Source organism: Segatella bryantii (genome assembly GCF_022024215.1).
GTDB lineage: Bacteria > Bacteroidota > Bacteroidia > Bacteroidales > Bacteroidaceae > Prevotella > Prevotella bryantii.
This window is the reverse complement of sequence record NZ_CP091798.1, coordinates 392,501-415,417: the sequence shown is the minus strand read 5'-3', so window position 1 is coordinate 415,417 and position 22,917 is coordinate 392,501. Positions and strand designations below refer to the sequence as shown.

18 protein-coding genes and 1 tRNA gene (1 of these 19 running past the window's edge) are annotated in these 22,917 nt (G+C 36.5%); 9 read left to right on the top strand and 10 right to left on the bottom strand.

The window, feature by feature from the left end; all coding sequences use genetic code 11:
• Position 1: 1 nt before the first annotated feature.
• The 7 genes from L6471_RS05750 to queG all read left to right on the top strand — a co-directional run bounded on the left by L6471_RS05750 (position 2) and on the right by queG (position 7,980).
• Positions 2-943 carry a hypothetical protein gene (locus tag L6471_RS05750; protein ID WP_237797547.1) on the top strand — a complete coding sequence of 314 codons (942 nt, stop codon included), beginning with the start codon at positions 2-4 and terminating at the stop codon, positions 941-943.
• Positions 919-1,371 carry a YqaA family protein gene (locus tag L6471_RS05745; RefSeq protein ID WP_094448206.1) on the top strand — a complete coding sequence of 151 codons (453 nt, stop codon included), beginning with the start codon at positions 919-921 and terminating at the stop codon, positions 1,369-1,371. Before L6471_RS05750 ends, L6471_RS05745 begins: the two co-directional genes overlap by 25 nt.
• 8 nt (positions 1,372-1,379) lie before the next feature.
• Complete coding sequence (locus tag L6471_RS05740; protein ID WP_237797546.1) at positions 1,380-2,207, top strand: metal ABC transporter solute-binding protein, Zn/Mn family; 828 nt, start codon at positions 1,380-1,382, stop codon at positions 2,205-2,207.
• A gap of 1 nt (position 2,208) precedes the next feature.
• On the top strand, positions 2,209-2,910 hold the full coding sequence (locus tag L6471_RS05735; protein ID WP_006281242.1) for a metal ABC transporter ATP-binding protein: 702 nt from the start codon (positions 2,209-2,211) through the stop codon (positions 2,908-2,910).
• Between the two features lie 140 nt (positions 2,911-3,050).
• On the top strand, positions 3,051-6,386 hold the full coding sequence (locus L6471_RS05730; protein WP_094448208.1) for a protein O-mannosyl-transferase family: 3,336 nt from the start codon (positions 3,051-3,053) through the stop codon (positions 6,384-6,386).
• 9 nt (positions 6,387-6,395) lie between these two features.
• Positions 6,396-7,007, top strand: a complete 612-nt coding sequence (locus tag L6471_RS05725; RefSeq protein WP_027454195.1) for a polysaccharide deacetylase family protein — start codon at positions 6,396-6,398, stop codon at positions 7,005-7,007.
• Positions 6,985-7,980: a tRNA epoxyqueuosine(34) reductase QueG gene (gene queG, locus L6471_RS05720; protein WP_006281239.1), complete on the top strand. Its 996-nt coding sequence runs from the start codon at positions 6,985-6,987 to the stop codon at positions 7,978-7,980. The genes L6471_RS05725 and queG overlap by 23 nt, the downstream gene beginning before the upstream one ends.
• Positions 7,981-8,033: 53 nt before the next feature.
• Here the strand turns inward: queG and glmM are convergent, their stop codons facing one another.
• Positions 8,034-9,425, bottom strand: a complete 1,392-nt coding sequence (gene glmM / locus L6471_RS05715) for a phosphoglucosamine mutase (RefSeq protein ID WP_094448209.1) — start codon at positions 9,423-9,425, stop codon at positions 8,034-8,036.
• A 10-nt stretch (positions 9,426-9,435) separates the two neighbouring features.
• Positions 9,436-10,074, bottom strand: coding sequence for a DUF4827 domain-containing protein (locus tag L6471_RS05710; protein ID WP_006281237.1), 639 nt, complete (start codon positions 10,072-10,074; stop codon positions 9,436-9,438).
• Positions 10,075-10,336: 262 nt separating this feature from the next.
• On the opposite strand from L6471_RS05710, the gene L6471_RS05705 reads away from it, so the two are divergent.
• A complete protein-coding gene (locus tag L6471_RS05705) occupies positions 10,337-10,753 on the top strand; it encodes a DUF4112 domain-containing protein (protein ID WP_179226447.1) in 417 nt (138 codons plus the stop codon).
• 88 nt (positions 10,754-10,841) lie between these two features.
• On the opposite strand, the gene L6471_RS05700 is transcribed toward L6471_RS05705, so the two are convergent.
• The 7 genes from L6471_RS05700 to L6471_RS05670 form a co-directional block, all read right to left on the bottom strand.
• A complete protein-coding gene (locus L6471_RS05700) occupies positions 10,842-11,882 on the bottom strand; it encodes a DHH family phosphoesterase (RefSeq protein WP_027454199.1) in 1,041 nt (346 codons plus the stop codon).
• A 6-nt stretch (positions 11,883-11,888) separates the two neighbouring features.
• A complete protein-coding gene (locus L6471_RS05695; protein WP_006281234.1) occupies positions 11,889-12,803 on the bottom strand; it encodes a glycosyltransferase family protein in 915 nt (304 codons plus the stop codon).
• 86 nt (positions 12,804-12,889) lie between these two features.
• The gene (gene tamL / locus L6471_RS05690) at positions 12,890-15,241 is read right to left on the bottom strand and encodes a translocation and assembly module lipoprotein TamL (protein ID WP_237797545.1); all 2,352 of its coding nucleotides are present in this window, start codon (positions 15,239-15,241) and stop codon (positions 12,890-12,892) included.
• Positions 15,228-19,874 (bottom strand): translocation/assembly module TamB domain-containing protein, encoded by a 4,647-nt coding sequence (locus L6471_RS05685; protein WP_237797544.1) that lies wholly within the window; start codon positions 19,872-19,874, stop codon positions 15,228-15,230. The genes tamL and L6471_RS05685 overlap by 14 nt, the downstream gene beginning before the upstream one ends.
• A 96-nt stretch (positions 19,875-19,970) precedes the next feature.
• Positions 19,971-20,645: an RluA family pseudouridine synthase gene (locus L6471_RS05680; protein WP_006281230.1), complete on the bottom strand. Its 675-nt coding sequence runs from the start codon at positions 20,643-20,645 to the stop codon at positions 19,971-19,973.
• 3 nt (positions 20,646-20,648) lie between these two features.
• Positions 20,649-21,401 carry a 3-oxoacyl-[acyl-carrier-protein] reductase gene (gene fabG / locus L6471_RS05675; RefSeq protein WP_006281229.1) on the bottom strand — a complete coding sequence of 251 codons (753 nt, stop codon included), beginning with the start codon at positions 21,399-21,401 and terminating at the stop codon, positions 20,649-20,651.
• 47 nt (positions 21,402-21,448) lie between these two features.
• The gene (locus L6471_RS05670) at positions 21,449-22,042 is read right to left on the bottom strand and encodes a TetR/AcrR family transcriptional regulator (protein WP_006281228.1); all 594 of its coding nucleotides are present in this window, start codon (positions 22,040-22,042) and stop codon (positions 21,449-21,451) included.
• A gap of 336 nt (positions 22,043-22,378) precedes the next feature.
• Here L6471_RS05670 and L6471_RS05665 point away from each other — a divergent pair.
• Positions 22,379-22,451, top strand: a tRNA-Met gene (locus tag L6471_RS05665).
• 329 nt (positions 22,452-22,780) lie between these two features.
• On the opposite strand, the gene L6471_RS05660 is transcribed toward L6471_RS05665, so the two are convergent.
• Positions 22,781-22,917 carry the final stretch of a lytic transglycosylase domain-containing protein gene (locus L6471_RS05660; protein WP_094448210.1) on the bottom strand. The gene runs 346 nt beyond the window's last position, so 137 of the gene's 483 nt are visible here — the last part of the coding sequence; its start codon lies off the right edge, out of view; its stop codon occupies positions 22,781-22,783.

Below are 22,917 nucleotides of genomic sequence, written 5' to 3'. Positions count from 1 at the left end.
TTTGGAGAAAAAAAGATTTCAAAATAAAGTTGCAGGTAGTAGGATTTCTCTACCAATAACAGCTTTATATGGAGCAATAATATGGTTGGCAAGCGGACTATTACAACAAGCATTGTGGATTCCGTTTGCCACATTTATCGTATCCACCTATCTTATGGTGGAACTGAATAATCAGAATGCACTGATTCGAATATACAGCCGTATGGTAACATGCTCGTTTTTAGTTCTAACCTGCATGGCATTACCGACTAAGATCTCTATAGAACCATTTGCAGTTCAACTAAGTTTCATTGCATTCTATATTATCATATTAAATGCATATCAAAGGAAATCAAGTTCTGGGTGCATCTTCTTCGCATTTACAGCTATTAGTATAGGCTCTGTATTTTGGGTACAAGAACTCTTTTTCGTTCCGCTGCTATGGATAATTGTAGCAACTAACATTTTAGCTTTTAGCGCTAAAAACTTTTTTGCATCGCTATTAGGTTTAATAACACCTTACTGGTTTATTGGTGGCTATTTACTATATCAAGATAAACTAGATATAATAATTAATCATTTCACACAAATAACTCAATTTGGTAAAATAGCAGATTTCAGTTCATTTACATCACTACAATTTTCACAATTTATTTTTATCATTCTGCTAGGTATTATTGGAAGTGTTCATTTCATAAGGAATAGTTACAAAGATAAGATCAGAATCAGAATGATATATGAACTATTCATCACAATGTTTGGCTGTACTACTTTATATATCATATTACAGCCTCAACACGCATTAAACTTATTAATGATATTAATAGTTAATACGGCATTATTAATAGCACATTTTATATCTTTGACAAAAACAAAAATAACAAATATTGTATTTTTCGTAATAACAATAATCGCACTATTCTTAACGCTTACCAACATATGGATAGCATCTTTGCATTTTTAATAGACTGGGGATATTGGGGAATGCTAATAGGAGCATTTCTTGCTGGAAGTTTTTTCCCATTCCCTAGTGAGGCTATCATGACAGGATTAGTAGCAACTGGCCTTGACCCCACAACACTCATTTACTATGCATCTATTGGAAATATTCTAGGTTCTTTATTTAACTATGGCGTCGGTAGATTAGGAAGACTAGACTGGATTGAGAAATACCTACATGTTAAAGAAGAAAAGATAAACAAAACCCTAAAATTTATGAATGGGAACGGAGCGTGGATGGGCTTCTTTGCGTTTATTCCTGTTTTAGGTAGCGCGATTACTATCGTTTTAGGATTAACAAGAGCTAACTTCCCAATATCTTTATTCAGTATATCTGTTGGAAAAATTGCTCGATATTTAATTCTGGTATATGGTTTAAGTTATATATTTTAAATCGACATATGGAGAAAAATTTGATTATGTTCCTTTGCTGCTTATTATGTATGGCATGTCAAGGAAACAAAAAAGATAACGCTAAAGAAATAGCTGTAACGATAGAACCACTACGCTATTTCACGGAACAAATAGCAGGCGGTAATTATCATATTATAACTATGGTACCACCTGGCAGTAATCCCGAAATCTACGAACCGACTTCAAAACAAATGGTAAATTTGGCAAACTGCTCTTTAATTATCAAAATTGGAGAACTCGGATTTGAGAAAACATGGATGAATAAAATTACAGCTACTGCACCTAATATAAAGGTAATTAGTGCTTCTAAAGGTATAACACCTGTAAAAAGCGCATATAACATTCCTGATCCACACACGTGGATGAGTTGTACGAATGCCGCTATCATTGCAAAAAATATTTGCGAAGCATTAATACAAAAAGATCCTGCGCAGAAACAATACTACGAGAAAAATTTGAAAAAATTACTCAATAAAATAAGTAAGACAGAAAAGGATATTAGAAGTAAATTTGCTCATGAGAAGCAAAAGAGTTTTTTAATCTATCATCCAGCCCTCACATATTTTGCTAAGGAATACAATTTCATTCAACTTCCTATAGAAGAAGAAGGAAGAGAACCGTCAGCGGCACAACTTAAGAACCTCATTACAAATGCACAAAAATATGGAACTAAAATCATGTTTATACAAAAGGAATTTTCCAATCGAAATACAAGTATCGTAGCCAACGGTACCAATACCAAACAGATTGAAATTAATCCTCTTTCATATCAATGGCATGAACAAATGCTAAACATAGCAAAAAACTTACAATAACATGGAACCTATCGTTGAAATTAAAGATGTGTCAGCAGCCTATGACGGTAAACAAGTGCTTGAACATGTAAATTTAACTATATACCAAAATGATTATCTTGGTATTATTGGTCCGAATGGTGGAGGAAAGACCACTTTAATAAAACTAATTTTAGGGCTCAAGAAGCCAACTCATGGGCAAATTATTTATTATAAAAATGGGAAAAGTATCAAAGATATCACTATGGGATATTTACCACAGTATAGCAAAATTGACAAAGATTTTCCTATATCAGTACATGAAGTGATACTATCGGGATTAGCACATCAAAAGAAAATATTTCGTCCCTACTCCAAGTCACAGCTTCATCAGGTAAAAAAAACTTTGGAAGAAATGCAGTTAACAGATTTAGCTGAAAGACCAATAAACGCACTAAGTGGAGGACAACTACAACGCGTTCTGTTAGCACGAGCTATCGTTTCCAATCCTGATATTCTCATACTCGATGAGCCTAATACATATATAGACAAAAGATTTCAAGCACAAATGTATGAAATGCTAAGCCAAATCAACCAACGGTGTGCTATTATCATCGTCAGTCATGACATCGCTGAAATCTTAGAGAATGTAAAACATATAGCATGCGTTAATCACCATCTACACTACCACGCAAACGCAGATCTTCAACAAGAAAAGCTAGAAGAGCATTTTCTTAAAATGTAATAGATTGGAAGTTTTCATATTAAAACTTTTTAATTTCATTTTACAAACTGTGAAATAATAATATAGAGAGAAGAACTTCTCTTTCTTTTTATTATCTTTGCAAAAAATAAACCGAAATAACACAAATAGTTTATAAATAAATGAAACAGTACAGATTAGTGGACAATATCCTCGGATGGGTCGTTTTCTTTATTGCGGCTTTCGTATATTGTTCCACAATTGAACCGACAGCCAGCTTTTGGGACTGTCCTGAGTTTATTGTTACAGGCTATAAGCTAGAAATTGGCCACCCACCAGGGGCTCCGTTCTTCATGCTTACAGCAAACCTTTTCTCACAATTCGTTAGCGATCCTTCTCAGGTAGCTCGTATGGTTAATACCATGAGTGCACTATTAAGTGCTACTTGTATTATGTTCCTTTTTTGGACTATATCACACCTTGCTCGCAAGCTTCTTATAGACAAATGGGAAGAGCTAACCATGAGTAAATTAATCGCAATAGAGGGTTCTGGCCTTGTTGGTGCATTAATCTACACTTTTAGCGATACATTCTGGTTTAGCGCAGTTGAAGGCGAAGTTTACGCTTATTCTTCTGCTTTCACAGCTATTGTATTCTGGCTGATTTTAAAATGGGAAGATCATGCTGATGAACCTCATAGTGACCGCTGGTTAGTATTAATTACCTATATGACTGGCTTATCTATCGGTGTTCACTTGCTTAACTTGTTGTGTATTCCTGCTATTGTATTGGTATATTACTATCGTAAAACTCCAAATGCGAACTTAAAAGGAAGTCTGATTGCTCTAGCAATATCATTTGTAATTGTAGCAGCAGTACTCTATGGAGTTGTTCCTGGTATCATTACTGTAGGCGGCTGGTTTGAACTGTTCTTTGTAAACGTACTTGGTTGCCCATTCAATACTGGCGAAATCATTTATATTATTCTCTTGGTTACCATAGTTATCTGGGGTATCTACGAAAGCTATGTAGATAAGAGTGTAAAACGTAGCAATATTGCATTCCTCCTATCCATTGCCATGCTTGGTATTCCTTTTTATGGATATGGCTGGTCTGCCGTACTTATTGGTATCATCATACTCGCTGCTCTTTATTTCATCGTCAACAAGAAGATTACAGTTGACGGGAAAAAGATTCAGCTCGTTTCTGCACGCATTAAGAATACATCACTTCTCTGCATGCTGATGTTAATGATAGGCTATTCAAGCTATGCACTTATCGTTATTCGAAGTGCAGCCAACCCTCCAATGGATCAAAACTCTCCTGAGGATATCTTTACTCTTGGAAGTTATCTCAGCCGTGACCAGTATGGTGATCGTCCACTTCTTTACGGTCAAGCATATACTTCTCAGGTAAAACTTGAGCAAGATGGCAATATGTGTAAGCCTGTTTATAAGGAAGGTGCACCTGTATATCAGAGGAAGGAAAAAGCCTCTAAAGACGAAAAAGATTCATACTTTGTAGTAAGTCACAAAAACAAGCTGCAATACGCACAAAACATGATTTTCCCTCGTATGTATGACCAAGATCATGCAAGTGCTTACGAAAGCTGGCTCGGTGGTGTAGAAGGTAAAGAAGTTCCATATGACAGATGTGGTGAAAATATCACAGTTAAAGTTCCATCAATGTGGGACAACTTAAGATTCTTCCTTTCATACCAATGCAACTTTATGTATTGGAGATACTTCATGTGGAACTTTGCCGGACGTCAGAATGATATTCAAGGCAACGGTGAAAAGGAACACGGCAACTGGATTACTGGTATTTCATTTATTGACAATGCTATGTATGGAGATCAAAGCATGTTGCCTGATGAATTAAAAGCAAACAAAGGACATAACGTATTCTATTGTTTACCATTGCTACTTGGTCTTATTGGACTTTTCTGGCAAGCATACCGTGGACAAAAGGGTATTCGTCAATTCTGGGTAGTATTTTTCCTGTTCTTCATGACAGGTTTAGCCATCGTACTCTACTTGAATCAAACTCCTCAGCAGCCTCGTGAACGAGACTATGCTTATGCAGGTTCATTCTACGCATTTGCCATCTGGTGTGGTCTTGGTGTAGCTGGTATTTTGGATCTGATCAAGCAGAAATTCAACAAAGACAATGTAGCATTAGCAGCATTAGTTTCTGTTGCTTCGTTACTAGTTCCTATACAAATGGCTTCACAAACATGGGATGATCATGATAGAAGTAACCGATATACATGTCGTGACTTCGGTCAGAATTATCTCATGTCACTACAAGAAAAATCTCACCCTATATTGTTTACTAATGGTGATAATGATACCTTCCCTCTTTGGTATAATCAAGAGGTAGAAGGAGTAGGAACAGATGCACGTGTATGTAACTTGAGCTATTTACAAACAGACTGGTATATTGACCAGATGAAACGTCCTGCATACAAATCGCCATCTGTACCAATTACCTGGCCTCGACTTGATTTCTGCTCAGGTACAAATGAGTATGTAGAAATCAATGCTGAAGCTAAACAACAAGTTTTGGATTTCTATAAAGAAAATCCTGAAGCAGCTAAGGCACAGTTTGGTGACGAACCTTTTGAATTGAAGAATATTCTGAAATATTGGGTTCGCTCAAAAGATGCTAATATGCATTTCATCCCTACAGATACGGTATATGTTACTATAGACAAAGAAGCTGTCAAAAAGAGTGGAATGCTGATGGCATCAGATTCTATTCCAGACCGTATGGTAATTTCTTTAGCAGGTAAGAATGCTCTTTACAAGGGTGATTTAATGATGCTTGAAATGATAGCACAGTGCAACTGGACACGTCCTGTCTATGTAGCTATTACTGTTGGTGAAAACAATTATATGAATCTCGGCAATAATTTTGTTCAAGAAGGTCTTGCTAATCGTATTACTCCTTTCACAACGAATGTAGAAGGGGCCAAGAATTTTGATACAGAGCGTACCTATCATAATATTATGAAACGCTTTAAATTTGGCAACTTAAAACAGAAAGGCCTTTATATTGACGAGACTACCATGCGTATGTGTTACACACACCGCCGCTTAATGGCTCAATTAGCTCTTCAATTAATTGCTGAGAACAAAAATCAGAAAGCACTCAAAGTATTGGAAAAGGCAAGCGTAGAAATACCATCATACAATGTACCGAATAATTATATGAGTGGTAGTCTCGACATTGCCAAGAGCTATGCTTTCTTAGGTCAGAAAGCAAAAGCAAAAGTTCTTGTTGAACAAGTATTCAAGAATGCTAGCCAATACATGAGATGGTATTTAAGCCAGGACAACAATGACTTCATGCTTTCACAAAGAGAATGTATGACACAGCTCATGATTATGCAGCAAACTGCTGAAGTTGCAACAATGGTTGATAAAGTGCTTAGCAATAAACTTAACAACCAGATTAACAGCTTCTACAATCAATATCGTAGCCGTGGTGGTCAAATGCCTCAAGGTCAAGAATAAAGAAATAAGATGTTAATAGAGCAGCCTGCTAAATGGTTGCGCTGGTTATATCCCAGAGCGACTTGGAGAATGGACAAGAACGAACGTTCAGTGTATTTGACGTTCGATGATGGTCCAATCCCCGAGTCGACTCCATTTATTCTTGAAACACTTAAAAAGTTTAATGCCAAAGCAACCTTCTTTATGGTTGGAGAAAATGTCATGAGACATCATGACCTATATACACAAATCGTACAAGAAGGTCATCAAGTTGGTAATCACACATACAACCATATTGGTTCTCTAAAGCATTGGGCTATTACATATGCCTATAACACAGAGAAAGCCAATCAACTTATTCACGCTCATCTATTTCGCCCTCCTCATGGGTGGATGAAGCATAGTGTATATTGGTGGATGTCACGAAGGTATCGTATCATTATGTGGGACGTTGTTACACGAGACTATTCTAAATGGATGACTGCTGAAGATATCTTTGAAAACGTCAAGAAATATACACGCAATGGAAGCATAATAACTTTTCATGATTCTCTGAAGAGTATAGAGAAACTTCATTATGCTCTGCCAAAAGCGTTGCAATGGTTAAAAGACCAAGGTTATGAATTCAAAACTTTTGAATAATACTGTTGACAAGAAAGTTTTAAGTCAAAAAATAAAAGCTGAGGCAAAAAGTCTCGGCTTTTTTTCCTGTGGAATAGCCCAAGCAAAAGCCGTTGATCATGAGACTGCTCAACATATCAAAAAGTGGTTAGCCAATGGTGATCATGCAGGTATGGCTTATATGAACAATTACACCGACAAACGTCTTGACCCTAGATTACTGATGAACGGGGTTAAAAGTATTGTTAGTGTAGCATTAAACTATACCCCGAACATAACTCTTCCACAAGAAGAATACCAATTTGCTGCTTATGCTTTAGGAAAAGACTATCATGACATTGTCAAAAGTAAATTACAACAATTGGCAGAGAAAATAGGATTTACACCTCTACCATACCATGAAGAAGATAGAAAAACCGATGGTAGCATAAATTATTATAGGGCATTCTGTGATTCTGCTCCCGTTCTTGAAAGATATTGGGCAACACAAGCAGGATTAGGATGGACTGGAAAAAATCATCAGCTTATTATACCTCGCGCTGGCAGCATGTTTTTCTTAGGAGAACTGTTCCTTGACATTGAATTAGAATACGATCAACCATTATCAAACAAATGTGGCAAATGTCATCAATGTATAGATGCCTGTCCAACTGGTGCTCTCCTAGAAAATCAAGAACTAGATGCTAACAAATGCTTATCCTATCAAACCATAGAAAACAGAGGAGAACTAAATAAAGAATTTGCCAAGAAAATGGGAAATGTAATTTATGGATGTGATAGATGCCAGCAAGCTTGCCCTTGGAATAGATATGCCACACCTAATACGACTCCTGAATTACAGCCCAAAGACGAACTCCTGCACATGACCAAAGAGAAATGGCAACACTTAACTGAAAAGCAATATCAACAGCTATTTCAAGGAAGTGCCGTCAAACGCGCTAAATATAGTGGTTTAATGCGCAATATAAACGCATTGGATAATGAAGAACTATAAAAAAAGGCTTGAATCATTTTTTAGATTCAAGCCTTTTATATAGTTCAATATTTTTATTGCATACTATATACAACATCCATTAGTTTCTTACCTAAAGCATCTGCCTCTGCCATAGTTTGAGCCTCACTATAGACGCGAATAATCGGTTCTGTATTACTCTTACGTAAATGAACCCATTTATCAGGGAAATCAAGCTTTACACCATCAATATCAGTAACTGTTACATCCGTTTCAGCTCCATATAGTTCTTTTACTTTAACAAGAATAGCATCTACATCAGTTTCAGGTGTCAAATCTATACGATTCTTAGCAATACAATATTCTGGAAAAGAAGCACGCAATTCACTAACTTTGCAGCCTTTCTTAGCGAGACTACTTAAGAACAGAGCAATACCCACCAATGCATCGCGACCATAATGACTCTCTGGATAGATAACACCACCATTGCCTTCACCGCCAATAACAGCATGTACATCTTTCATCTTAGTCGTTACATTAACTTCACCTACAGCAGCAGCAGTATACTTACCACCATGCTTCTCGGTAACATCACGCAATGCACGTGTAGAACTCAAATTAGATACCGTATTTCCTGGTGTATGAGCCAACACATAATCTGCAACAGAAACCAATGTATACTCCTCACCAAACATTTCACCATTCTCACAAATGAAAGCCAAGCGGTCTACATCTGGATCAACGACTATACCTAAGTCATAGCCTCCATTCTTCATTTCACCCATAATACCAGTAAGATTTTTCTCCAAAGGTTCTGGATTATGTGCAAAATCGCCATTAGCTTCACCATTTAAGAACTTAGCCTCAACACCTAAAGACTCTAATAACTTTGGCAATATAATACCACCTACTGAATTAATAGAATCTACGATAACCTTAAAGTGGGCATTACGAATAGCTTCAAGATCAACCAACTGTAACGATAATACAGAATCTATATGTCGCTTATCAAAAGTATTATCCTCCTGATATTTGCCCATATGATCAACATCTGCATAATCAAAAGCTTCTTTTTCTGCAATAGCAAGAACTTCATTACCTTCATCTTTAGTCAAGAACTCACCCTCTGCATTCAAGAGTTTGAGTGCATTCCAATGACGAGGATTATGACTAGCTGTAATAATAATACCACCGGCAGCACCTGACATACGAACCGCGAGTTCTGTAGTTGGTGTAGAAGCCAAACCGATATTAATGACATCGTAGCCCATACCCATTAAGGTACCACAAACAACATTCTTTACCATTTCACCCGATATACGAGCATCACGACCTACAACAATTTTATTACTGTTTGACTTACCACTCTTACGAATAAAAGTAGCATAGGCTGATGTGAACTTTACGATATCGAGCGGATTCAAAGTATCGCCCACTGGACCACCAATAGTACCACGGATACCAGAAATTGATTTTATAAGTGTCATAACTATTTTGTTAATTTTGCCGTTCGTAAGTTATTTCATATAAACAAGGATAAACATTTGCCGAAGCATATTGCTGTCCTTGACTATGTGGAACAATTAGACGAACTTTTGCAATTTCATCACCTTCTTTTTCTACTCTACCTACTTTAATATATTTCAAAGGAACAAGCCATCCAGAAGGCACAGAAGTACTTCCATAATAAGAATACATTACACTGCTATTTGCATCAAAAGAAGCAGAGAATGTACCAGAGGTATTAGTTACCGACATGATATCGGGAGTAGGTGAATAATACATCACATTGTTAGTTGCTTGTAATGTGTCTTCCATCAAATTCCACTCGGAAAAACGACATAACACATTCGTGGTTTCCCCACTTTGTATCATTTTTCCACATCCACGACGTATAATCTGCATATAGACACCTGTTGTTTCAAACAACACATATTCATTATTATCCAAATTCGTAGTTGTATCTTGTTCTAGGAACTGAGACTCTGAGATTACTTTAATACCTTGATCAGCTATATAATTATTAATGCAATCACGCTCTTTTTCTTTCTGTTCTGCATATGTCTCAGTATCTGAACAGGAGTTCAGAACAAATACCCCGATAAGGCACGCGAGGATAAGGGTCAGTTTCTTCATTTTTCCAATTTATATTTTAACGAAGCAAAAGTACGTATTTTTATTGACATACGAAAAACAATACCAAGTTTTTACTATTTATTCGCAAGCATAACAACGATTTAACGGTTTTTAGAGTTAATGGTTTTGTTGATATTAGGTAGAATTATGTTAAAAAGAACATTTCCATCAAAATAAAATCATATTTTTGTTATTCAAAACATCTATGAAAAGTATGGACGATTATAAAAGACAGCAAATACTACAATCAACATCCTATAAAATGCTGGAAAGAATAGCAATTTATATGGATACTTATCATCTTGATCCTATTATCGGCCTTATACCAGGAATAGGCGATCTCATCAGTGCTATTTTAGCTATTCCCTTCATATACTATAGCCTCTTCACGCTCAAATCCATACCACTTACTCTTGCTATCATCAATAATATTCTTTTAGATATATTCTTGGGATTGATTCCGATGTGGATTGGCGATTTCATTGACATATTTAATCTGTCTTTTAAACGAAATATCCAACTCATTTTGGGATATATCAATGATGACCCAATCATCATAAGGAGAATTAGAAAGAAAGTAATTCTGCTATTCATAACTATGATAATACTCGGGATACTGATTATATTCATGCTGAGACTCACTGTGGTGTTTATCCAGTGGATAATAAAATTCCTATAAAAAATAATCCGCAAGACTGCTTTTATCCAGTCTTGCGGATCATGATAAGCCATCAGCAAGAATAATTTATATCAAGAAACAGAGAATACTACTTTTTCAAAAGTTCTGCATAAGCATAAATAGCTTTTTTGGCTATCTCTATAGCATCAGCAATTGTACCATTAACCCTGCCACCACTTGCATTTAAATGACCACCACCTTCAAAATATTCTTGCGCAACCTTATTACATGGAAAATCATCTACAGAACGCAAACTTACCCAAACGAGATTATCTCGCTCGACATCTTCACGAAGAGATATAGACATTTTTACACCTTTTATTCTTAAAGGTTCATTTACTAATCCTTCTAAGTCGCCCTTAATAAAATGGAATTCTTCCATTTCTCTACGCGACACTGCATAAAAAGTAGCATGAAGATCATCCAATACATTTAATTTTTGGCTCATAATATAGCCGCGAAAGCGCATAGCCCATGAGCTGTAATTATTAAAGACATTTCTATAAATTTTGTCTTTATCGATATGCTTGGTCAGCAATTCGCCTATAATAAAATATATAATAGGGTCTGTACTATTATAGGTAAAGCCGCCTGTGTCTGTCATCATTCCACAATATATGCAACTTGCCCACTTACGCGACATCGATTCAAAACCACCAAGCTGCCACACGAGCCTAAAAATCAGCTCACAAGTACTACTTGCTTCCGGACGAGACACTACTAAAGAAGCATCGTCAAACGAAGGTTGCAGATGATGATCTACAACCAAAACTTTAGCAGGAGAAGAAACCAAGGCTTTCTCCATATCCTCGACTCTATTAGGTGCATTAAAATCAAGACAACAAACTAAATCTGCTTCTTGGAAGAGTTTTGTTGCCCTTTCCTGATTTTTATCAAACCTTACTATCTTCTCAGAATTAGGTAACCAATGTAAAAAGTCGGGATAAGCATCTGGAAGTACTACTACAGCATCCTTGCCTAAGGAACAAAGATATTCTCTCCACCCCAGACATGCACCCATTGCATCACCATCTGGAGATTTATGTCCACAAATAACAATATGATTTGAAGCTGCTATCAACTCTTGGAGCATAGCAGCTTCTGTATCTGTAAGAATATTAATATCCATCAACAATTAAAAGAGCTTATTAGGATAAACTCCCTCGTCAACCAACTGCTGAATTTTAGCTACAACACTTGGACGATCTTCTGAGTAGGTCACACCAAACCATTTACTTGTAGTATCAAGAACCTTTACGGTCGCAGTACCATCGTTGATCAACTTATTAACAACCCATGGGATAAGGTACTCTGCCTTGATATTGGTTTTGGTCTCAGGAGCATCCAAGAATTCCTTGAAGAAGGCATCACTATATTCAAAATAATCTGGAGTAAAGCCCCATACATTCATAGAAACAGGAGTATTATCTGCTATAGATACCCACTCACCATTCTCATCTTTATATGCTACCTTACCATCTTCCTTACGCTCTATTTCTGTACGCTCAACTACTGTTGTCAAATGTTCCGCTTCATCCTTAGAACATACACCACGTGATACTGTACCATTTTCTGACAAAGTGTTACCTACACGGAACCCTACCATTGCATAAGTATTCTTAGCACCTTCAGGAAGATCTGCCAAAAACTTACCAATTACCTTGAAACAATCACGATTATAGAAATCATCACAATTGATAACGCAGAAAGGTTCCTTTACTACATTTTTAGCCATTAAGACTGCATGGTTAGTACCCCATGGCTTGGTACGACCTTCTGGTACAGAGTAACCGTCAGGTAGTGCATCCAAAGCTTGAAAACATACTTCTGCAGGAATATGACCTTCATATTTTGAAAGAACTTGTGTGCGGAATTGCTCTTCGAAATCTTTACGAATAATAAATACGATCTTTCCAAAACCAGCTTGAATAGCATCGTAAATAGAGTAATCCATGATAGTTTCACCATTAGGTCCAAGACCATCTAACTGCTTGAGGCCTCCATAACGACTGCCCATACCGGCAGCGAGTAATACCAAAGTAGGTTTCATATTTTTATACTTTATAGTTGAAATAATTCTTTGTCATGCAAAAGTAATCATTTTATCCGAAGAGCACAACTATCCTATGATAATTTTTAGAAAGGATATCCGATTGCTAAATGAATACTTTGCGCATTTTTAAAGCTACTGACATTGTAAAATCCTGACTTTTCTGTTTGATAAGGAACATGAAGACCAATACCCCAATCAAGTCTCAATACAAACATACCGATATCGTATCGTAATCCTATACCTGTGCCAACAGCTATCTGTCGGGCAAAGTCTTTTAATGCAAAAGTACTTCCTGGTCTAGCATCATCAGAATGTAATGCCCACACATTACCTGCATCCAAGAATATTGCACCATATAAACTGCCAAATAATTGAGGTCGATATTCCAAATTAGCCAACAATTTTATATCACCAGTTTGATCTATATAAGAAAATCGTCCATCTGCAGGTACATACTTTCCTGGTCCGATACTTCTGACATTAAATGCACGTATACTATTAGCTCCACCTACATAAAACTGTTCATAATAAGGAGCCTGTGTGGCATTTCCATAACTCCAAATTGCACCGACATTAAAGTGTCCGACCAGTGTTGATGACTCTCCTACCTTCCACTGCTTCACAAAATCCGTTTCAAGTTTTAAAAACTGCGCATAAGGATTTTTAAACATGGTCTTATTTGTTGTATTCCATTTTTCACCAAACAACACATAAAAACCAGAAAGGATATTACTTGCCTCACTGACCGTAGTAGACCAAGTTATAGGATTCTGGTATTTGCTTGGACTTCGATAGCTATACGTGTAACTCATTTTGGGAACAAACTGATCACGCATTGAGATTTGCAAATAAGGATTCAAAGATAATAGACTATCAAAAGCCTGAGTCTTATCATTCATATACTGGTAAGAAATACTTAGCGGAGTAAAAGAATGGCGAGATGTTTCTGAATTTGCCCACTCATAAGTTAATTCACCCGATACAACATGACGCTTAAAATAATCTGCACGATTAAGTATATTCGTTGCCACCTTAAGCGTTGTTGATGGCACACCATAATAATGGTGCCTTCGACGTCTAACTCCTTTTCTGCTACCTACAAATAAACTCCAAGGTGTTAATAATCTCGGCATCGTAAGCGAAACAGCTGCTCCATATTCGTAAGAATTCATCTTAGACGAAGAATGTTCATTTTGATGCGCTGTTTGCCATTCATACGAACCATTAACGCTTATATCAAGAACTTCTCCTCCTCGGAACGCATTCTGCTTCGTTAAACCCATAACCAATTGAGGTCCGACTCTACCTGTAGTCTTCCCTTTGGCATTACCTTCTATATAAAAACTATAAGGTTTATCAAATATTAAATCTAGATTCACATCCAGTGTATCACAGTTCAAACTAGAATCTCGTGGAGTAAACTGTAAATTAGTATAACTAAATAAGCCCAAAGACTGCAAACGCTGCTTTAAAGCATCTTCATCTTCATAACTATATAATTTACGTGAACGTAAATTGACTCCACTTAAAATGACACCTGCACGCAAAGGAGGACGCTTTCCATTATAATTAATAATTAAATTTCTAAAACTTCGCGAACTATCTAATGATTCCATAAACTGCTTTTTAAAGTTGATTGCAATCTTACCAATATACCATGGATGAGAAGCTCGCTCACTAATGCTATCAACCATCTGAAATCTAAGTTGCACCTTTCCCGGAGTATTCACTGTATCTGCCAAATATTTTGCATCACTTTCTTCATAATAATAATATCCATGATTTCTGAATAAATTGGCAATGCGAAGTCTTTCTGCCTCTAAAGTGGCTACTTCGAAAGCATCACCTTTATGCAAAAGTGTCTCCTGCATAGAACTATGAATCAGGCTATCCGTCTGAAGAGGAAAATTCTTATAAGACACCGTATCTAAAGTCCACAAATGTCCCATATCTACAGTATAGGCTATCTTTGCTTGTTTCGGATTGTGCTCGGTGACATTTTCAAAAGATACTTTTCCATTAAAATAACCGAATTTCTGCAATTGCTGTTGGGCTACCTGAGCACGTAACAATGGATTTACTTGGCTCAACAATTTTGGCTTAGAACCAAAAGACTTAGCTAACCACTTTCCTATACCTCCCTTGGAATTTGCAAAAGCATTCCACACCCAAAGTCTTATCGGGAAAGGTGTGCGATAATAACTACTCCCCATGAAGGCACCAGTAGGTGCTGATGCCAAAACTGATTCCATTTCCAGCATCGTCTCATCAGCATGAACTCCTGGTTCATAGTTTACATATTTTATTTTTTTCAACCCCGTAAACAATTGTTCTCCTTCAGGAATGGCACTGGTAGAAGAGCATGACTGTATGAGTAGCAATACTCCACATACAATCATTAATGATACTATCTGAAATATACTATTTTGCTTCATGATTGTCTAACTTTATTTTTACCGTATCTTTACGATTAGGCATCATCATATTCGTATTTGGTTCTGATTTAAAACGCAATAGGTCTTTAAAGCTGTTTAGCTTTCTTCGCCATAGAAAACCTACACCGTATTCTCCTATCTGCCCCTCCAACCAATCATATACATTATTCTTGTAGAATAACGTAACATACTTACTAGACGCAGTACCCAAACGATATTGTAGCTCTACATCATCGAAAAAGTTATTCTGACTTCCTGACTGATCCATATTTGCTCCTGTCGAGACTTTTCCACCCACAATAACACTTAATCTGTTATTTAAGAATCTCTTAGAGAATTTAAAACTGTAATCAGTATGGACTAATCCTGCGGAATTAGTTGTATTATCAACTGACATACCTAAATCAAGACCCATACTTCGAAGTGCTGTACCGGTAATATTATTAATCTGCGAATTCAAGAAAGACGTCAACGCACTATTCATCGAGAATGAAGTGGTATTACCATCTGATAAATACATACCTGATGCCAACATCGTAATTGCTACTTTACTTCGTCCTTCTTCTGTCAGGGTGTTCAGCTCATCCTGTACGGTCATATCATTTGGAGCTTCAATGATAAACTGTACACCTGGTTTTGCCAAAGTCTTTGTTAATTTAACACCACAGATAAAATCTACAGTATGCTCATCACCTGAACTAGACGCCACATTAGATTTCACATTTTCTGTAGCAGTAATATTCAAAGTTGGATTCATCACATCTCCAGTAAACTCGATAAAGCTACCTTCTTGAATATGAAATGTTTTCAATGGAATTACAGGCAAAGAATATTTCATCTCACCACTATTCAAAGTATATCGACCAGTCAGGGTCAATTCATCTATTGGATTGTAGCTCATTCTAAGATCACCTCCGCCTTGCAAATCTATATAGTTCGTCTTATCCTCATTAAGAGTACAATGTATATGGGCTGACTCATCTACAGATATACTCATTGACATATCTAATCCTTCAAGCTTAGGTTTTTCTACAGTTTCTGGTATAGAGTCTTTAAAATTAGTGAACTTAATCAAATCATCCATCTGATTATCAGTAGCAAGTTCAGATTCTTTCAAGACATATGTCATATCAGTATTCCCCAACACATCAAGTTTTCCTCGCATCTTCAAATTAGATACAGGACCATTCATCATACCATAAAAATTCACAAATGCTTTTCCATAAGCCATTGAACGTACGTTTTCTTTTGCATTAATCAATTGAAGATTTTCTGCTCTCATTCTGACATCCATCATCATTCTGTCCAGATTTGAGAAATCTAAATTTCCAGAAATGTTCAACGAATTATTATTATTGGCAAACATCTCAAAATTTTCAAAAAGCAAATTACTGCCTACTATACGAACAGGGTCATTGGCAAAACGCATTTCTACACCATATGGATCGCTATAAAGATAGCAAGAATCTAAATATATTTCTCCATTTACATCAGGTCTACTTAATGAACCTTTTATACTTAAAGAGCCATCACCATAACCTCGTAAACCCACAATACGCTCTGGTATAAAACCATTAATCATTGAGACAGGTAATCTATCCATTGTCAATTCAGCATCAAGATAGCCCTCCCCCTTAGATTGATAAGAACCTTTTAAGATGCCAACTTCGTTTCCTTCGCTCAACAATATACCATCTACGACATGAGTTCCATCTGCTTTTGGCATATATACAAATTCTGTACCTACATTACCCATGCTGCAATGCTCATAACTCATCTGGTCTACGGTTACGGATGACGAAACGGATAATTTGTCCTTGGTCTGAATAATATGAAAATCACCATTAGCTATACCTGATATATCAGGCATATATGGAATAACGGCTAACAAATTATGTAAATCAAGTTTGGTTATTCCCACTGTCAAGTCTTGCAACGCTTCCGAATTTTCATCATCTGTATACAGTTGGATACCCATTCCGTCGTCTGACTTCAGTACCATGTTAGCAGACAAGCGCCTATCATCGCCCAAGAATACGTAGTTATCACTATTATATCCGAATTTCTTATATCCGAGAACCGGGTCATCACCAAAAATACTCACTTTAATGCCCTTATGCTCCATAGAAGCATTAAGTCCTAAATCAAACCCAAGTCTGTTATCCCGATCAAAAATTTTGGCAACTAGACTAGTACCTGTCGTATTTATTCTACCATCAAAAAGGGCTTTAAATACATACTGAGGGTTCGTCGGACCATTTCTTACCATTCCTTCATAATATATCGTACTACTGTCAGAACGTAAAGCTAATCGCAATGTATCCAACTGTACACTATCTGCGATTAAAGAATCAATAGCCAAATTACCATTCAGGCCTAATATAGGTGATGATTCAAGCTGAATATCAGCCATTTTAAACTTATAACCATAGCGAGAAAGTGCCTTTATAAAGAAATTTTCCTTACCACTCTTCAGATAGATATGTGCATAAGGCAATTGACGTCGAAGGCGCAGTTGGTCAATTGTTCTGTTTTTCAGTTGTCTCTGCGCTTCAACCATTAAGCGATTCCCCAAGTTCATTAATCTCTGATAACCACCCTGAGCATTCATATTGAGATGAAAATCACCACAATCTATTACCGCATGTGTAGTATCACGACGTGTCAAGACATCCATAACAATATCATCAGGGCGTAAGCTCTTTTTACCTTCTCTAAAGGTGATATCACTTACTAACCCTTGCACCTGATAATAATCCTTCAAATTCGTACTCAAATCAACATGCCCACAAAGAGATGTAACCAAAGGACTCTTGACCAAATGCAAATGATATAAATCTGCTTTACGAATATCTGCAGTAAAAGTTCCCTTGATATGCTTCAAATTAAGAAGAGCATCTAGAGATATTATTCCATCCAGGAGATTATTTTTACTATTGATATCTGCATGAATTTTTCCGTTTCCAAGATGAGCAACAGCATTTATATGATCTAGATTATATCCACCATACTGAAATTTCTGAACTGTCGCTTTAGCATAAAGCCGGGTACGTGGCGACAAGAATTCCGTACCTGAGCCTCTAGCTGTTATGTATCCTGTAAATGGATGTAAACCCTGATTAGGGATAAAATGTTGCACAGGAAAACGACTCGCACGTAAATTAGCCCGATAAGTCATCGTTTTTAAACTAATTGCCGCATCTGCATTGACACTACCTCCACCTTGTTTAGCTATAAAACGAGTAGATATCTGTTTACTAGCCATATCAAATAGTCCGTTAATATGGATTCCATATGGAATATTCAGTATGCTCGTAAGCGACTTGTCCAACATATTCGTCACAAATCCCATCCGATAGGTTTTCGCATCCAATTGCAAATGAGCCTGCAAACGATCAATATTATCCAACCTTTTTAGCCATCCTGTTGTTTGGATATTAAATGCAGAAGGTAATTTAATATTCAATCCATACAAATTAACCTTCTTCATATTGCCATCAACAGTTCCGTTGATTGTCAACAGTTCATTAGGATATCCCTTACGGAAAGCTACTGGCATTGAACCCATAAAACGCATCAAATCTTGCTTACCAAAAGTACCATGAACGATAGCGTGTAATTTTCCAGGATTCTTATCGTCAAAAGTATTAAGATCCAGGGCAACATTCGCTTGAAGCGAAGATTCAGGGGTACGAAGTTCTAATTCTGGTAAAAGAATTTTTGTCGAATCAAGCATCAATGGACCTGTAAACTTACTCAAGATTATACCACTTTTTTCCCGAAAACTCGCCTTACGCATTTTCAAACGTAAAAGAGGTGCTTGATAATAAAAAGAGTCAACCCCTAACTGAAGATTATTCAAATCAATATGATTCACATCAAGTCCTTGGGTATGCACTTTAAAACGATTATCGTATTGAACATGTCCGTCTTGCACGTCCAATTGGCCTACCTGATAAATACTTTTCTTTAAATCCAAAAATCCTTTTTGGGCAAGTGCATCAACTAAATAAGCCTTTACCTGAATGGTATCCCCAGGCATATGAACAGTTACACCTGACTTCTGCACATGTACCTGATCTATAAAAAGCTTCCAAAAATTCTTACTCGGTGTTGTATCGGGCGGAACCGTATCACTCAGAACAACATTCAACTGAGAGTTTAAGAGCTGAGCATCATTTAAACGAAGCGTTTCTTTCGTCAAATCAATATTATGACTTACAAGAGATAATTCTCCCACAACACCTTTTATTCTAACATCGGGAATAAAGTGTGTTGTATTAAGCTTAACTTGCTGCAAACGTAATTCATCAACCTCCACCTGACTTTTCAGAAGAGGAAGCAATTGTATCCGAGCTACTAACTTAGAAGCATCAGTAACCGTATCCTTAACTTGAGGCAGGGAATCATTCTGCTCAATCATTTTAAAGTTCTCTACAGCTAAATCAAGCGGGAACTCTAAACTAACATGACCAACAGAAATTTCCATCCCTGTTTTTTCAGAAGCTACTGAGGCTACCTTATTTGCCACCCAATTCTGAAATGGAGGAAAATAGAATAAAAGTGTAATTATAGTAAATAGGATAAAAGGTGTCAGTACTATTACCAATATCCATTTCCAAATTTTCTTCATACCATGCACTTAAATAGGAATTTAATCCTGTAATAATGCAAAGTAAGTAAAAAAATTGATAAAAACGAAATATTAGAATAAGAAAAATGTCTTATTCTAATGTTTCGGAGCAATTGATTGCCATAAGTTATCATCAGGGAGAGGAGCTGTTGCCTTTATCGTTTCTTTAGAAACTGGATGTACGAATTCTACAAAACGAGAAAGCAACGAAATACTACCATCGGGATTACTACGAGGAGCACCATATTTTAGATCTCCCTTAATAGGACATCCCATATGAGCCAATTGACATCTAATCTGATGATGACGACCAGTCATAAGATGAATTTCCAATAAACTGTAATTATCAGTATGACCTATTAGCTTATAACTGAGAACTGCCTTTTTAGAATGAGGCACTTCCTTATCATACACATAACTTTTATTTTGCTTTTCATTACGTGTAATCCAATTGATTAGTGTCCCTTCAGGATTTTTAGGCACATTTTTCGTGATAGCCCAATACGTTTTGTGAACGTTACTATCACGAAACATCTGATTCAGTCGAGATAAAGCCTTGGAAGTTTTAGCAAAAACAACAAGGCCAGAAACAGGACGATCAAGGCGATGTACCACGCCAAGAAAAACATTCCCTGGCTTGTGGTACTTCTCCTTGATATACTTTTTTACTATCTCAGATAGTGGTTCATCGCCAGTTTTATCACCTTGTACGATTTCACCACTCTTTTTAGAGACAATAATGATATGATTATCTTCGTAAACGACTTGCATGTATTACATATTCATACCACCATCAACCTGGATAACCTGACCAGATACATAGCTAGAAAGATCAGAAGCCAAGTAAACTGCAGTATTAGCAATGTCCTCAACATTACCACCACGACGAAGAGGAATTTTACTAATCCATTCTTTACGAATATCATCAGGTAAAGCCTGAGTCATTGCAGTATCAATGAAACCTGGAGCAATAGCATTAGCACGAATACCCTTAGGCCCCATCTCCTGGCCAATACTCTTAGCTAAGGCAATCAAACCTGCCTTAGAAGCAGCATAATTAGCCTGACCAGCATTACCATGAACACCAACAACTGATGCCATATTAATAATGCTACCACCACGCTGACGCATCATGAATGGTATACATGCATGAATGAAATTAAATGCACTCTTCAAGTTTACTGCTATAACGGCATCCCACTGAGCCTCTGACATACGAAGCATCAAACCATCTTTAGTGATACCAGCATTGTTAACCAAGATATCAATTGAACCAAATTCTTCTTTTACAGCCTTAACAGTTTCTTCTGTCTGAGCAAAGTCTGCAGCGTTACTAGCATAACCTTTAGCCTTTACGCCCAAAGCAGCAATCTCACGCTCTGTTTCCAAGCCACCATGCTCTTCATCGATAACGAGATCAGTGAAAGCAATGTTAGCACCTTCCTGAGCAAACTTCAAAGCAATAGCCTTGCCGATACCACGTGCAGCACCTGTAATAAGAGCTGTCTTACCTGTTAATAATCCCATTTTGTTATTTTTTATGTTTATAAATAATTTGTTTTATAAAAAAGTAATTATTTAGTACTTACCTTCCCTAAAGCTCCATAAACCACTTTAGCCACCAGCGGCTTACTGCTTTCCTCCGTTAGTCCATGACCCAAACGTCCATAAATGAAGGGAACTTCAAGTCCTTTAATGCAATAATGAGTAATATCTGCTACAAGATCAACATTTTCTATATCAAACTCACCATCATTTTTCCCATCAGAATAGACCTTACGAAAAAGTTCAATTTCATCCTCATCGAAATTTTTCCTCACTTTTTCTACCATCCATATATTTCTGAAAAATTCAGCCCTTAAGTTTCCATTACGAACAACAGTCTCCTTAATCATACTTAAATGAGTATAGATGAGTTCAATAATCTTATCCTGTGGACGTATCTTTTTAGCAGCAACCTCATCTAGCTTATCAGACAAGCGCTCTAGCTCTGACTCAATCACAGCATAATATACATCTTCCTTACTTTTGAAATACGTATAAAGTGTTCGGCGACCTTTGCCTGAAGCGACAGCTATATCATTCATGGTTGTATTGTTCAACCCATTTTTCGCGAAAAGTTGTCTGGCAACATCTACCAGTTTCTGTCTGGTTTTTGATATTGACATTCTAAGATTCCTCCGTCATTTAATTGCACATAGAAATTATTGTGTGCAAAAGTACTCGAATTATTTGAATTAAACAAATAAATAAGACAAATATCTCATTTTTTTAATGAAGTATTTAAATAGATTTTTAAAACACTCGTAGAAACATTGTACATGATAAACGTGAGAAACTGGAAAAAAATAGATAAAAACAGCAATTTGTAAACCAATATGGCTATTATTTAGTTAACTAGTGTTAATTATTAAACAATATCACAGTTTTATTTGCTAGTTACAGAAAAATATACTACCTTTGCAACCGCAAATCAGAAATGACAAGCATAATAAATTAAATATCGCGGAGTGGAGCAGTTGGTAGCTCGCCAGGCTCATAACCTGGAGGTCGCATGTTCGAGTCTTGCCTCCGCAACTCAATTAAGTTGGTAACGATTAGTTATCAACTTTTTTTATTTTAAGCCAAAATTAATAAGAATCAAAATCTTTCTTTGTTCTCTCTTGATAACCATACCTCTTAGCAAAAGAACGCAAAACATAACAGAGAAATAATAACAATACACGCTCTTATTCCATTACATGCTTATTGCAAACATGAAATGTTAATCCGAAAACATAAAAGGTTAAATGTCTTCTTAACTAAAGAATTAAATGAACATTAACACAAGAATCTATATAGAAGACTATGAAAAAAATGAAATAAGAAAAAATCCGTTTAATCATTTAGATTAAACGGATTTTTTCTTATTTCATTTTTTCAAGAACTTTATTCAAATACAGCTGAGTTCGTTTCACACTATAATGGACGCCACCATTCCAGGATCTTATAGCCTTCTCTATACTATTTAAAGGATTAAAAACCTCCTGAATAAGAAGAAACA